The 13964-nt window shown below is 72.4% G+C and carries 10 protein-coding genes; 3 read left to right on the forward strand and 7 right to left on the reverse strand.

Going from position 1 to position 13964, the window contains the following annotated elements; translation table 11 throughout:
- Nucleotides 1-19: 19 nt before the first annotated feature.
- From FV227_RS06380 to FV227_RS06400, 5 genes are read right to left on the reverse strand one after another with little or no spacing between them, the layout of a single operon-like run.
- Nucleotides 20-934 carry a hypothetical protein gene (locus FV227_RS06380; RefSeq protein WP_147858574.1) on the reverse strand — a complete coding sequence of 305 codons (915 nt, stop codon included), beginning with the start codon at nucleotides 932-934 and terminating at the stop codon, nucleotides 20-22.
- A complete protein-coding gene (locus FV227_RS06385) occupies nucleotides 931-2772 on the reverse strand; it encodes an ABC transporter ATP-binding protein (RefSeq protein WP_147724988.1) in 1842 nt (613 codons plus the stop codon). Before FV227_RS06385 ends, FV227_RS06380 begins: the two co-directional genes overlap by 4 nt.
- Nucleotides 2769-4718 carry a glycosyltransferase gene (locus FV227_RS06390; RefSeq protein WP_147858575.1) on the reverse strand — a complete coding sequence of 650 codons (1950 nt, stop codon included), beginning with the start codon at nucleotides 4716-4718 and terminating at the stop codon, nucleotides 2769-2771. Before FV227_RS06390 ends, FV227_RS06385 begins: the two co-directional genes overlap by 4 nt.
- On the reverse strand, nucleotides 4706-6013 hold the full coding sequence (locus FV227_RS06395) for a glycosyltransferase family 4 protein (protein WP_147858576.1): 1308 nt from the start codon (nucleotides 6011-6013) through the stop codon (nucleotides 4706-4708). The genes FV227_RS06390 and FV227_RS06395 overlap by 13 nt, the downstream gene beginning before the upstream one ends.
- Nucleotides 6010-7314 carry a glycosyltransferase gene (locus FV227_RS06400; protein WP_348642512.1) on the reverse strand — a complete coding sequence of 435 codons (1305 nt, stop codon included), beginning with the start codon at nucleotides 7312-7314 and terminating at the stop codon, nucleotides 6010-6012. The genes FV227_RS06395 and FV227_RS06400 overlap by 4 nt, the downstream gene beginning before the upstream one ends.
- A gap of 177 nt (nucleotides 7315-7491) precedes the next feature.
- Here FV227_RS06400 and FV227_RS06405 point away from each other — a divergent pair, with 177 nt between their 5' ends.
- Nucleotides 7492-10188, forward strand: a complete 2697-nt coding sequence (locus tag FV227_RS06405; RefSeq protein ID WP_147858577.1) for an ABC transporter ATP-binding protein — start codon at nucleotides 7492-7494, stop codon at nucleotides 10186-10188.
- Between the two features lie 42 nt (nucleotides 10189-10230).
- Nucleotides 10231-10932: a hypothetical protein gene (locus FV227_RS06410; protein WP_147729369.1), complete on the forward strand. Its 702-nt coding sequence runs from the start codon at nucleotides 10231-10233 to the stop codon at nucleotides 10930-10932.
- 103 nt (nucleotides 10933-11035) lie between these two features.
- Here FV227_RS06410 and FV227_RS06415 read toward each other — a convergent pair whose 3' ends face one another.
- A complete protein-coding gene (locus FV227_RS06415; protein WP_147729370.1) occupies nucleotides 11036-11293 on the reverse strand; it encodes a hypothetical protein in 258 nt (85 codons plus the stop codon).
- Nucleotides 11294-11517: 224 nt separating this feature from the next.
- On the opposite strand from FV227_RS06415, the gene FV227_RS06420 reads away from it, so the two are divergent.
- Entirely contained in the window at nucleotides 11518-12903 is a 1386-nt protein-coding gene (locus tag FV227_RS06420; protein WP_147858578.1) for an FAD-binding oxidoreductase, read from the forward strand.
- A gap of 6 nt (nucleotides 12904-12909) precedes the next feature.
- Here FV227_RS06420 and FV227_RS06425 read toward each other — a convergent pair whose 3' ends face one another.
- Nucleotides 12910-13839 (reverse strand): 3-keto-5-aminohexanoate cleavage protein, encoded by a 930-nt coding sequence (locus tag FV227_RS06425; RefSeq protein WP_147858579.1) that lies wholly within the window; start codon nucleotides 13837-13839, stop codon nucleotides 12910-12912.
- Nucleotides 13840-13964 lie beyond the last annotated feature (125 nt).

The following is a 13964-nucleotide window of genomic DNA, read 5'->3' on the forward strand; positions in this document are numbered from 1 at the left end:
TCGTCGTTCCGAAGCCCGATCAAGCGGCTATTCCTCGCTTCGGCGGATGCAGCGCCACGTAGGTCAGCCGGGCCGGCGAGTAGCCGGTGGCGCGGTGCAGGTCGTCGAAGGCGTGCGCGCGGGCGATGCCGGCTGCGGCCTCGCGGGCGAGCGGGTCGTTGGCCGGCTGCTCGAAGCTGCGGCCGTTGCGCTGCCAGCGGATCGGCTCGGCCCTGACGCGCCGAGCCTCGTTGCGCCCAGCCTCGTCACGCAAGGTCTCGATCATCGCGATGGTGGGATGCGCCGGGCCGCCATGGGCATGGATGCGATGGCCGGCGGCGTCGTCGTCGAACAGAAGGCGGGTGAGGCCCAGGCGCCTCGCCTCGATCACCCGCCGCCCCTGCGAGACGTGGTCGTCGAAGAACGCGACCGTCGTCGCCGCATCGAGCTGCGACCAGTCGGCCGTCGACCAGTCGGCGGTGCTGTAATGCGCTCTCGGGTCGCGATAATGCAGGTTCGACAGGTCCGGATCGTGGCAATGGATCGTCGCGTCCGGGCAAGCCTGCCGGATCACCCAGGTGGTGAGCCCGCGGAAGACCCCGGACTCGATGACCGTGGCCGGCGCCAGCGCGCGCATCGCCACGTAGAGCTGGAGCGCGCCGTTGAATCCGCTGCCGCCGCGGCGCTGGCGCACCGGCGCCGTCGGGATCAGCGTCCAGAACCGCCGCACCGCCGCGGGCACGTCGAGGCTGGTCGCGATGCCCGACGCGGCGAGGTCGCGCTGCAGGCTGTCGGCCGCTGAGCCGAGCAACTGGTCGACCTCGCGCGGCGAGGTCGGGCGGTGCGACCAGTCGGGGGCGGCGGGCACGAGGTCGTAGCCGAGCCTGTCGAAGAACGGCGCGAGCACGCGGCGGCGGAGCCGTTCCAGCGTGCGGGAGGGGCGGGGCGTGCTCATGCGGCCCGCCGCGCATCGGCCGCGCCGTGGCGGACGTGGTAGCCCGGCTCGATCTCGACCATATGGCCGGCCTCGTCGGGCGCCAGCCGGTAGGGCTCCGGCCAGCGGCCCGGGTCGGAATGGTCGCCGGTGACCGCCGAGAAATCGAGCGGGTGGTCGAGGCTCGGGTCGGGCACCGCGGCGAGCAGCGCGCGGGTATAGGGATGGACCGGGTTGCGGAACAGGGCGGCCTTCGGGGCCTGCCCCACGATTCGCCCCCGGCACATCACCGCGATGGTATCCGCCATGTAGTCGATCACCGCGAGGTTGTGAGAGACGATGAGGTAGGTCAGGCCGAGCGCGGCCTGCAAGTCCTTCAGCAGGTTCAGGATCTGGGCCTGCACCGAGACGTCGAGCGCCGAGACGGGCTCGTCGAGCACCAGCACCTTCGGATCGAGGGCGAGCGCCCGGGCGATGCCGATGCGCTGGCGCTGGCCGCCGGAGAAGGCGTGCGGATAGCGCCCGAGCGCGCCGGCTTCGAGGCCGACCATCGCCATCAGCGCCTCGGCCCGAGCCCGGCGCTCGCGCCCGCCGATCCCGTGGATCTCCATCGGCTCGGTGAGGATCTGGCGCACGGTCATCCGCGGATCGAGCGAGGCGTAGGGGTCCTGGAACACGAACTGCACGGCGCGGCGGTAGGCGAACAGGTCGGCGCCGGCGAGGGCGTGGACGTCGCGCGGGCCGGTGCCGTCGTCGAACAGCACGCGGCCGGCGTCGGGGGCGAGCGCGCGCATCACCATCTTCGAAACGGTGGTCTTGCCCGATCCGGATTCGCCGACGAGCCCGAGCGTCCTGCCGGGCACGAGGTCGAGCGACACGTCGGAGACCGCCCGCACGACCCGCGGCGGCCCGCCGAACCGCCCCGAGCGCAGGGTGAAGATCTTCGAGACCCCTTCGATGCGCAGGATCGGCCCGTCGATCGCCGCCGGCCTGCGTGCCGGCGGGATCACCGCCCTGGCCGGGCGGATCGGCGTCAAGCGCTCGCCCGGCGCCATGTCGAAGCGCGGCACAGCGTGGAGCAGCGCCTTGAGGTAGGGGTGGCCGGGGTCGCGCATGACCGCGCCGCGCGGGCCGGACTCGACGAGGCGGCCGCGATAGAGCACCGCCACGTCGTGGGCGACGTTGGCGACGACGCCGAGGTCGTGGGTGATCAGCAGGATCGCCATGCCGGTCTCGTCCTGCAGCCGGGTCAGCAGCGCGAGGATCTGGGCTTGGGTCGTCACGTCGAGGGCCGTCGTCGGCTCGTCGGCGACGAGCAGGGCGGGCTTGAGGATCAGCGCCATCGCGATCATCGCCCGCTGGCGCAGGCCACCGGAGAGCTCGAACGGATAGGTGTGCAGCGCCCGCGCCGGATCGGGGAAGCCGACGCGGGCGAAGGCGTCCCTGGCCTGCACGTCGGCCTCGGCCCGGGTGGCGTTGCCGTGGATGCGCAGCGCCTCGCCGACCTGGTCGCCGATGGTGTGGAGCGGCGACAGGCAGGTCATCGGCTCCTGGAAGATCATCGCGATGCCGGCGCCGCGGATCGCGCGCATCGCCGGGCCGTCGGGGGGCAGCGCGGCGATGTCGGTTGCCCCGCGGCCGGTGTCGAACAGGATGCGGCCGGCGCTGATCGTGGCCACCCGGGGCAGGATGCGCAGGATCGCCTGCGCGGTCACCGACTTGCCCGAGCCGGATTCGCCGACGAGCGCCAGGGTCCGCCCGCGCATCACGTCGAGCGACAGGCCGTGCAGGGCGCGGAACGGCGCACCGTGTCCGCCAAAATCGACCTGCAGGTTCTGGATGGACAGGAGCGGGCTCAAGCGATCCTCGCAGGCGCGTCGGCCGGGCAAGTCCACCACGCCGGCACCGCCCCGTCCACCGCCGGCGGCCGGAACAGATGCCGCGGGTCGCAGAGCGTTACCGCCGGATGCCGGAACAGGATCGCGAACAGGGCGCCGAGGAAGTCCCAGATCGCTTCGTCGTGGGCGAGGTGGTGGGTGAGCAGCCCGACCGGCCGATCGTTTCCCTCCGCGATGGTCCGGCACAAGGTGTCGATCAGCCGTGCGGGATCGACGAGCGAGCGCGTGCCGCGCCAGTCGATCGGGTCGATCGCGACGTCGGCCCACATCAGGCCGGGCACCGCCGCTCCGGGCACCGACGACAGCCCGCGATAGCCCAGCGCCGGAAGGGCGGCGGCGATTTCGGGGGCGAGGCGGTTCCACGGCGGCACGAACACCGGCAGGAGCCGGTCCGCCGGAAGCCGCGCGCGGGCGAGGCGCAGGCCTTCCGCGGCGTCCGCGATCGCGAGCGGCAGGGGACGGTCGGCGCCGAACTCCGATGGTTTGCTGCCGGGTGCGGCGTGATCGGTGTGGGCCAGTCCGTGCACGGCGAGGCTGACGCGTGGCGCGTCGGCGAGACGCTCGCTGAGGGACATCTCGATGCCTGCCGGGATCGCCGCGACGAGCAGCGGGGACGCGAAGGTGTCCGAGAGGTCGAGCAGGCGGTCCAGGGCGGGCGTCGCGGCGACGGCATCGTCGTCCCGCCACCAGATCGGCACGCGGCGGCCGCGCGCGCCGGACTCGTCGAGGACGGCGCGCAGGCGGTCGAGCGGGGTCTTCTCCGCACGGGCGCTCCGTTTCTTCGCGGCGAGGAGCGTTTCGACGATGGCGACCGTGCGCCGTGCGCCGTCGAGCGCGATGCCGTGATCTGCCGGGATCGGCGCTCCGGCTGCAGACGCGATGGCGTCGAGCAGCGTCGCCGCGGAAAGTGCGTCCTCGGGCACGATCCGGGCCAAGCCGCGGGCGGCGAGGTGCTGGGCACGCAGGCTCTGCTCGGTCTCGGCGCCTGCCGCGAACGGCACCAGCACGGCGGGCGTCCGGGTGGCGAGGAGATCCACCGCGGTGTTGTAGCCGCAGGCGCTCACCGACACCGCAGCCCGCGCCAGAAGCGCGCGATAATTCGGCTGCGCCCGCGTCAGGACGCCGTCGGCCAGCCTCGCGCGCATGGCATCGATCTCGGCCTGCGCGATGCCGTGGCCGGCAAGGATGCGCCAGCCGAGGTCCGGCCTCCGCCGTGCCGCGTCCGCGGCGGCGCGGCAGAGGCCGAGCCCGGCCGCGCTCGACCCGGCCGAGACCAGGACGCTCGCGCGGGCATCCGCATCCTCGATCGGCGCCGCGTCCTCGTCGACGTAGCCGGTGTATCGCAGCTTGGCGCGCAAATCCTCGTCCACCGGCCAGGAGGCGTCGAGGGCGACGAGATCGGGGTCGCCGTGCACCAGCACCGCGTCGTAGATCCCGGCCACGCGCGCATGCGCGATGCGGATCTTCCGCGGCTTCTCCGGCTCGACGAGCACGTCGCGGATCGAGGCGAGGATCAGCGGTCGCGGGCGCCGCTCGGATGCCGCCTCGACGAGGTCGAGGAATTCGGCTTCGAGCGCTCGGCGGCCGAACGGGAACAGCTCGGTGATCACCACGTCCGGAGCCGTCTCGGCCAGCGCCTGCCGAAGCAGCGCCCGGCGTGCCGCGAGCAGGTCGGCGCCGGCCGCGTGCCCGTCCACGCCAAGAAGCCGCGCGAAGGCGGTGCCGACGATGTGCAGCGGCGGCAGTTGCACGAGGCGCAGGCCGTCGAGCCGCACCATCGGCGCAGGGCCGCCGCCCGAGACCAGGGTCACCGCATGGCCCGAGGCGGCGAAGGCGCGGCCGATCGCGGCGGCGCGGGTCAAGTGACCGGCGCCGAGGAGATGCGTGACGGCGATCAGCGCCCGCATGCGCAGGCCTCCGCTCGCTCGGGCACCGATGCGGGACGCGGCGGCGCGATTCCCGCCGAGGCGGCGAGCCGCCCGCCGATCAGGTCGATGCCGGCATCGAGCGAGAAATCCCGCATCAGGCGCGCGCGGGCGGCGTCCGCGAAGCTCCGGCGCCGCACCGGATCGCCGGCGAGCCGCAGGATCGCCGCGGACAACGCCGCGGGATCGCTCTGCGCGACCAGGCATCCCTCGACGCCGTCGGTGACGAATTCCGGCGTGCCCGCGAAGGCGGTCGCGAGGATCGGCAGCCCCTGCGAGGCGGCCTCCATCAGCACGTTGGGCAGGCCGTCGCGGTCGCCGGACGGCGCAGGCTTGGTCGGCAGCACGAAAAGGTCGGCCGCCCGCATCGCCGCGATCACCGCCGGTTGGGCCAGGGCGCCCCGGAAGGCGACGCGGCCGCCGAGCCCGCGCTCCGCGACGCGGGCTTTCAGGTCCTCCCGAAGCTCGCCGCCGCCGATCAGGTCGAGGCGCCAATGCAGGTCCGGCGGAAGGGCCGCGAGCGCGTCGATCAGGTCGTCGTGCCCCTTCTTGGCGACGAGCCGGCCGACGCTGAGGATCCGAATCGGATCCTGCGCATCCGTGCCGTCGCGCGGCGGCCGGAGGGGCGGCGCCGGAAAGCGGGCGAGATCGAGGCCGTGATAGGCCAGCGCGACGGAGCCGGCTTCCGCTGCCGCCCGACCCGCCGACACCGCCCGCAGGCGGCCGAGGCCGTCGCGGGTGCAGGTCACCCCCCAGGCCGCGTCGGAGAGCTTGTCGGACAGCTCGCGGTCCGGCGTCGTCCAGATGTCCTTGGCGTGCGCGGAAAAGCTCCAGCTTCGCTCCGTTAGGAGCGCGGCGTACCGCGCGACGCTGGCCGGCGTGTGGAGGAAATGCGCGTGCAGGTGCCGGACCGCCTCGGGCAGCTCTCGCGCCAGCACTAGAGCCTGCCCGAGGCGGCGGATGCGCGAGGTGGTCGGGTCGTGCAGGAAATCCGTGGCGAATTGGAGCGCCAGCGCGACGAAGCGCCGGCGGCGGAGGCCCCAGGCCAGCCCGCGCAGCACCCGCAGGGGCGCCTCGTGCAGGTATTCGGGGAGGTAGGCCACCGGCGCCGCGATCGCGTCGTGCATCGGATGGCGGCTCGCGTCGGTCGGGCGGCGCAGCGACCAGATCGCCAGTGCGAGGCCGCGGCCCTCGAGCGCCAGGATCTCCTGCGCGATGAAGGTCTCCGACAACCGCGGATAGCCCTTCAGCACGATCGCGATGCGCGCCTCGCTCACGGCCTGTCACCGAGGGCGAGGACGGGTGCGCCAGCGTTCAGCACGCGGACGCGCTCGGCGATCCGGTCGAGGCCGCCGAGCAGGTCGGGGATCCGCGCGCGCGACGGAGGCGCCTGGTCCGGCAGGGCCCGGAGCGCCGCCGCCATGCGCATGGGGTCGCGCCCGTCCGCCTCCAGCACGGTGCGGGCGAGGCCGAGGCCTTCGGCGGCCACCGCGCGGATCTCCTGCTCGCGCCGCGGCGTGGTGCGCGGCACCAGCACCGCCCGCTTGTCGAAGGACAGGATCTCGCAGAACGTGTTGTAGCCGCCCATCGCCACGACGCCTGACGCCTTCTCCATCAGCAGCTCGATCTCGCTGTCGAAGGTGATCGCGGAGAGCCGGCCCGGCAGCCGCGCGATCCGGCCCAGAAATGCCGCCCGGCTCTTCGAGGCGAGGAAGGGTCCGAAGGCGATCAGCGCGGGAAGCGGGATCGCGGGATCGGCCTCGTAGGCCGAGATCACCCAGTCGATCAGCCCGTCGCCGTCGCCGCCGCCGCCGGGGGTGACCAGGATGAACGGCTCGGCCGCGACGCCGGGCTCGGCCCGGTCCGGTCGGGCGCGCGGCGCGGCGCGGTGGAGATAGCCGGTATAGGTCGTCCGGTCCGAGAATTCCGCACCCACGGGAAGCGCGGCCAGCGGCCGGTGGATGCGCGCGAGGCCGTAGATCCAGATCTCGTCGTAGAACCGGCGGACCGCCTCCGAAGCGCCCTTGCGCTCCCATTCCGGCACGAGGCGGTCGGGGTCGTCGAGGACGTCGCGCAGGCCCAGCACCACGCGGCAGCCGCGGGCGCGCAGGTGCTCCAGCGTCGGCAGCATCTCGCCGTGGAAGCCCGTCGGCTCCTTATCGACGATCACGAGGTTCGGCCGAAAGTCGCGGGCGGTGCGCAGGACGATGTCGGCGCGCCGGGCGACCGTCTCCTGCAGCGACGCCTGCGGGTCGAGCCCGGCATAGCTGCCGTCGGCGCGCTTGGTCACGCCGGGCACGCGCACGGAGGAGACGCCGCGGGCGAAGGCGAAGCGGGCGACCACCGTCGAGCCGGAGACGATCATCGCCTCGACCTCGCCGGTGCCGGCCAGCGCGTTCGCGATGGTGCGCGAGCGGCGCAGGTGCCCGAGCCCGAACGTGTCGTGGCTGTAGATCAGGACGCGGCTCGGGCGCATCACGGTCTCATCCTCGAACGCCCCCTCGCGCCGCCGCCATCCGCGCCCCGGCACGCGCAGCGCGTGCAGGCGCAGCGTCGCAGCCGGTCTGCGGTCGCACAAGCCGGGCCGCCGTGACAATGCCTCGCGTGGGACGACACCGCATTCCGGAGTGACGGAGGCCCGGGGCTGTGAGTCCGCGCACGCTCGGGCTTCGCCTTTTCGTTGCACGATGACATGCGTGTGACGCGCGGGCTCGCGAGAGGGTATGGGAGCCGGAACGGGGGCCGGGGACGGGCGATGCGGGATCTGGAGCCGACGCTGTTCGGCTATATCTGGCGACATTCGAAGCGCGACCAGTTCGCGATCTGCGCCGTCGTGCTCGCATCGCTGCCGTTCTACTTCGCCTCGCTCGACCTGCCCAAGCGCATCGTCAACGACGCCATCTCCGGCAAGGCGTTCAAGGGCGGGCGCGAGACCGTCGACTTCCTCGATCTCATCATCCACTGGCCCGGCTGGCTCGGCGGCGAGCAGGAGGTGCTGTTCTCGGGCTTCGAGGTCGACCGCACCGGGCTGCTGTTCGGGCTCTCCGGGCTGTTCCTGACCCTCGTGCTGATCAACGGCGCGTTCAAGTTCTGGATCAACCTCAGCAAGGGCGTGCTCGGCGAGCGCATGCTGCGGCGCCTGCGCTTCGAGCTGTTCTCGCTGATGCTCCGCTTTACCCCGGACACGACGCGCGAGGTGAAGTCGTCGGAGACGGCGACCATCATCCGCGACGAGGTCGAGCCGATCGGCGCCTTCATCGGCGACGCGATCGTGGTGCCGTGCTTCCTCGGCACGCAGGCGGCGACCGCGCTGATCTTCATCCTGATGCAGAACCTGTGGCTCGGGCTCGTCGCCGGCTCGATCGTCCTCGTGCAGATCGTTGTGATCCCGCGCCTGCGCCGCGAGATCATCCGCTTGAGCCGGAAGCGCCAGATCGCGTCGCGGAGCTTCGCCGGCCGGGTTGGCGAGGTGCTGGACGGGCTCGAGGCGGTCACCGTCAACGACACCGGGCGTTGGGAGCGTGCCGAGATCGGCGGCCGGCTGTTCAGCCTCTACGACCTGCGCCTGCGGATCTACCGGCGCAAGTTCCTGGTGAAGTACCTGAACAACCTGCTCGCGCAGGTGACGCCCTTCCTCTTCTACGCGATCGGCGGCCTGTTCGCGCTGCGCGGAGAGCTCGACATCGGCCAGCTCGTGGCCGTGCTGGCCGCCTATCGCGATCTGCCGCCGCCGCTCAAGGAGCTGATCGACTGGGACCAGCAGCGCCTCGACGTCGAGGTGAAGTACGAGACCGTCGCCGCCCACTTCGCGCCGCACCGGCTGCGGCCGTCCGAGCCGGAGGGCCAGGGCCTGGTACGGCCCCTCGGCGGCCCGCTCGAGCTGGACGGCGTCAGCCTCAAGGATCCCCTCGGCGGCCCGGCGCTCGAGCTCGGGGCCGTCAGCCTGCCGATGCCGGTGCAGGCCGCGATCCTCGCCCCCGCGGGCGGCCTCGGCCACGTGGTCGCGCGGCTCGTCGCCGGGCTGCAGGCGCCGCAGGGCGGAACGGTGCGGATCGGCGGCGCGGACGTCGCCACGCTGCCGCAGGCCCGCCGGGCCCGCGCGCTCGCCTATGCCGGGCCGGAGCCGGTTCTGTTTCCCGGCACGATCCGCGACAATCTCGCCTACGGCCTGCGCCGGCGCCCGGTGATCCGCGACGACGCCGGCAGCCCGGAGCGTGCGCGGCGCCGGCGCGCGGAGGCGCGGCGGACCGGAAACCCGATCGAGGATGCGAGCGATCCCTGGATCGACTACGCCGCCCTGGGCCTGGCGGACGCCGCCGCCCTCGACGCGCGGATGCTCGACCTGCTGCAGCGCCTCGGGATGGGCGACGACCTCTACCGCTTCGGCCTCAGCGCCTACAGCTTGGTGCACCACGAGTCCGAGCCCGGGCGTCGGGTCGTCGCCGCGCGCCGGCACCTGCAGCAGCACTTCGCGGCCGCGGGCATGGCCGACCTCGTGATCCCGTTCGATCCGCGCCGCTACAACGAGCAGGCGACGATCGCGGAGAACCTCCTGTTCGGCGTGCCGACCGTTCCGGAACTGACCGGGCGCAACCTCGCGTCCGAACCGCGCTTCCGCGCTGCCCTCGACAAGCTGTTCCTGCTCGACGACCTCGCCCGGATGGGCGTGGCGATCGCCCGGAACCTGGTCGACATCTTCCGCGACGTGCCACCGGGCCATCCGCTGTTCCGCAGGTTTTCGCTGATCGCGCCGGACGAGCTGCCGGTCTTCGAGCAGCGGCTCTCGGCCCTCGGTGCCGACGAGGCGCCGCCGGCGGCCGACAACGAGGCGTTCCTCGCCCTCGCCCTGGCCTACGTCGAGCCGCGCCAACGGCTCGGCCTCCTCGATGCGCCTTATCGGGCGCGGCTGGTGGCGGCGCGCTACACGGTCCGCGAGGCGCTTCGACGGGAGGACGGCACCGAGGACGTCGAGCCCTACGATCCCGAGCGGATCAACCGGCACAGCTCGATCCTCGATGCGCTGCTCTTCGGCCGGATCAACACCGCGCGGATGCACGGCGAAGCCGAGATCCAACGCCAGGTCCGCCTCGTCGTGCAGGAGTTCGACCTGGAACGCCGCATCCGCCTGCGCGGGCTGGATTTCCCCGTCGGCAACCGCGGCCGCCTGCTCACCCCGCGCCAGCAGGCGCTCGTCGACCTCGCCCGCGCGATCCTGCGGCGGCCGGAGATCCTGGTGGTCGACGGAACGATCCCGCATCTCGACGGCGGCGCATCGGCCCTGATCGCGGCCGTCACCAGCGGCGGGCCGCAGATCAGCCTCGTCGCGGTCGCGGCGACGGAAGCCGAGGCGGCGCCGTTCCCGGTTCGTCTGCGCTTCGACACGACCGGTTCGGTCCGCGTCGAGACCGCGCCGGAGCCGGAGGTCTCGGTGCCGACCGCGCGTTCGGCCTGAGGCGGCGCGTGAAACGCCGGCTTTCTGCCTGGAATTTCCGTGTTGGAAACCGATTCTGCACTGTCGTCTCGACAAAATGCCGAAGAAGCGTCATGGAATATGGTACGCGTCCGCGCGTTCCTGTCCAAATCCAAGAGAATCATACGCCGCATGTTGCGCAGCCGTGTGCGACGGTCCTTTACCGTCGAGGTCAAGTCGAAGAACCGCCACTCTCTGTCCTGGCCGGATGATCCTACCCCGGCGCCCCTGAACTGGGCCGCGCTCGATCCGGCGCCCGAGACGCCGTCGCCGTTCGATACGGTCTGGCCCGACCAGGCCGCCGCCCCCGCGCCGCCGGTGCCGGCGGAGAAGCCTCGGCGAATCCTGCAGAGCCTGATCCTGGCGGAGCCCGAGCCCGAGGTGGCCGAACCCGTGATCGAGCGCGAGCTTCGGCTTCCGCGCGTGAAGCGGGTGAAGCCTCCGCAGATGCGGTCCGAAAGCCCGCGCGCCGAAGCCGGCCGTTCGGATCAGGCACGATCCGAAATGGTGCGCCCCGATGCGATCTGGTCGTTCGCCGACATCGCGGACGCGTCCTCGGAGCCCGCTGTCGCTGCCCCGGCGATCCCGGCTCCGCCGGTGACCGCCGTCGCTCCGGTCGCCGCAGCGCCTGCCGTGATGCGCAGGCCGACGAAGTCGCGATCGACCGAACCCGCCCTCGCGCCGGGCCAGCGCTGGAAGCGGCGCCTGCCGCGCTCCTGCCGCTAGCCGACGTTTGTGCGAGCCCGGCGCCGGCTCGCTCCCTGCGACGGCACCCGTCGCACGAACGTCCTGTGATCCGGGGATCCTGGGCGCGGCCAGGCGCGGGGCGTCAGGCCGCCCGGCGCACGGCGTAGCGATAGCGGCGCCCCTCTGCGTCGAGCAGCTCGCTGTCGGAGGTCTCGCGCCAGACCACGTCGTCCTCGGGCCGCGCCGCATCGGTCAGCTCGGTGCCGCGCACGATGCTGAGCGCGATGCCGAAACCGTAATTGGTCGCCGTCGCCTCGGTGATGGCCGAGCCGATGTCGGCCTCGTCCGGCAGGCAGGCGAACAGGACGCCGTCGGCGATGGCGAGCGTGTAGGTTCCCATGGCGCGCTCCGCGGTTTTCGAAGCGCCGGACCGTATGAGCTGTTTCCGGCCGTGGAAGGGCGAGGGGTGGGATGCTGCAATGCGGCGGGCGGCGGTTGCCCGCGGGAGCCGCATCGATCCCCCGAACGCAGGTGCGGAATGTCACGCCGCCGGCTTGGGCCGCGCACGCGATCGTGTAGACCGTCGTCGCCCGACCCCATGATCGCCGAACGCCGCGCACGCCCATGACGGACCCGCTTCTCGACCGGCTCACCGACATCCTCGGACCCGACGGCCTCGTCGTCGGCGACGAGCTCGAGAGCCGACCCGCGAGCTGGACCCGTGCCGACGAGCCTTGCGCCGCGGCCGCGCTCGTCCGCCCCCGCAGCACCGAGCACGTTTCGGCGGTGCTCGCCGCCTGCCACGCGGCGGGGCGCGCCGTCGTCCCGCGCGGCGGCGCCACCGGCCTCGTCGACGGCATCCTCTGCGCGCCCGGCGACATCGCCCTGTCGTTCGAGCGCATGACCGGGATCGAGGCGCTCGATCCCTTGGCGATGACGATGGTGGTCCGCACCGGCACCACGCTCGAGGCGGTGCAGGCGGCGGCGGAAGCCGCGGACCTGTTCTTCCCCCTCGATCTCGGAGCCCGCGGCTCGGCGACGATCGGCGGCACGATCAGCACCAATGCCGGCGGCCTGCGGGTGCTGCGCTACGGGATGATGCGCGAGATGGTGCTCGGCCTCGAAGCGGTGCTCGCCGACGGCACGATCGTCTCGTCGATGCGGCCGCTGATCAAGAACAACACCGGGCTCGACTTGAAGCAGCTCTTCGTCGGCACGGAGGGGACGCTCGGCGTCGTCACCCGCGCGGTGCTGCGCCTGCGTCCGGCGCCGGCCGGCTACGCCACCGCGCTCGTCGCCTGCGCCGACGTGAACGCCGCCGCCGCCATCCTCGCCCGCGCGCAGCGGGCGTTCCAGGGCCGGGTGTCGTCCTTCGAGGGCATGTGGCCCGACTTCTACCGGACGATGACCGCGCCCGGCCGCTTCACCCCGCCGCTCCCCCGGGAGCACCCGTACTACGCGCTGATCGAGGTCGAGTGCGTGCCCGAGGAGGAACCGCGCTTCTTGAGCCTGCTCGAGACCCTGATGACCGAGGCGGTCGTGCACGATGCCGTGGTCTCGGCGTCCGAGGAGCAGCGCCGCGCGCTGTGGCGCATCCGCGACCGCGTCGAGATCCTGGTCGAGGCCGGGCTCGGCCGCCCGTTCGACGTCAGCGTGCCGCTCTCGGCCATGGCCGGCTACGTCGCCGAGGCGCGCGCGCGGATCGCCGCGATCCACCCGGACGCGGCCAGCGTCGCCTACGGGCATGTCGGCGACAACAACATCCACTGGAACACCGCGCGCCTGCCGGACCCCGCCCTCGAAGCAGAGGTCGAGGCGGCGATCTACGAGCCGCTCGCCGCGCTTCAAGGCTCGGTCTCGGCCGAGCACGGCATCGGGCTGGAGAAGCGCGGCAAGCTCGGGCTCTCGCGCTCGACCGCCGAGATCGCGACGATGCGGGCGGTCAAGCGCGCGCTCGACCCGAGGAACATCCTCAATCCCGGCAAGATTCTCGCGAACCCCGCCGGGTGACGGGCCTCAGAACCCGACGCGGTCGCCGCCCTTCAGCGACAGCATCTCGCGGGCATCGTCCGGCGTCGCAACCTCGAGCCCCAGCCCTTCGATGATCCGGCGGACCTGGGCGACCTGCTCGGCGTTCGACTGCGCGAGCCGGCCCGGTCCTGCCCAGAGGCTGTCCTCGAGCCCGACGCGGACGTTGCCGCCCATCGCCGCCGCCATCGCCGCGATGTTCATCTGATTGCGCCCGGCGCCCAGCACCGACCAGTGGTACTGGTCACCGAACAGCCGATCGGCGGTACGCTTCATGTGCATCACGTCGTCCGGGTGCGAGCCGATGCCGCCCTGCAACCCGAACACGGTCTGGATGAACAGCGGCGCCTTCACCAGGCCGCGGTCGAAGAAGTATTTGAGATTGTAGAGGTGGGCGGTGTCGTAGCACTCGAACTCGAATCGTGTGTCGTTGCCGGCGCAGGTGGTGAGGATGTGCTCGATCTGCCCGAACGAGTTGCGGAAGATGATGTCCTTGTTGGCCAGATACGTTCGCTCCCATTCGTGCTGGAGATCCTTGAAGCGGTCGAGCATCCCGAACAGGCCGAAGTTCATCGAGCCGAGGTTGAGCGAGGCGACCTCCGGCTTGAAGGTCGCGGCCGGGCGCACGCGCTCCTCGATGGTCATCGTCGGCGCGCCGCCGGTGGTGATGTTCACCACGCAGCTCGAGCGCTGCTTGATGACGGGCAGGAACTTGGCGAAGGCCTCCGGCGTCTGGTCGGGCTCGCCGGTTTGCGGGTTGCGGGCGTGCAGGTGGACGATGGCCGCGCCTGCCTCCGCCGCGCCGATTGCGGCGTCGGCGATCTCCTCCGGCGTCACCGGCAGGTAGGGCGACATGCTCGGCGTATGGATCGCGCCGGTGACGGCGCAGGTGATGATGACTTTTCGCGCGCGCGCCATGGCAGCGTCCGTCCCTGTCTGTTCGCGAACCGCTCCGGGCCCTTCGCTGCGATGGTAGCGCTGCCGCCCCGTGCGGGCCAAGCCTCGCTGAGCAAGCCTCGCTGAGCAAGCCTCGCCGAGCCGAG

Source organism: Methylobacterium sp. WL119 (assembly GCF_008039875.1).
Classification (GTDB): Bacteria; Pseudomonadota; Alphaproteobacteria; order Rhizobiales; family Beijerinckiaceae; genus Methylobacterium.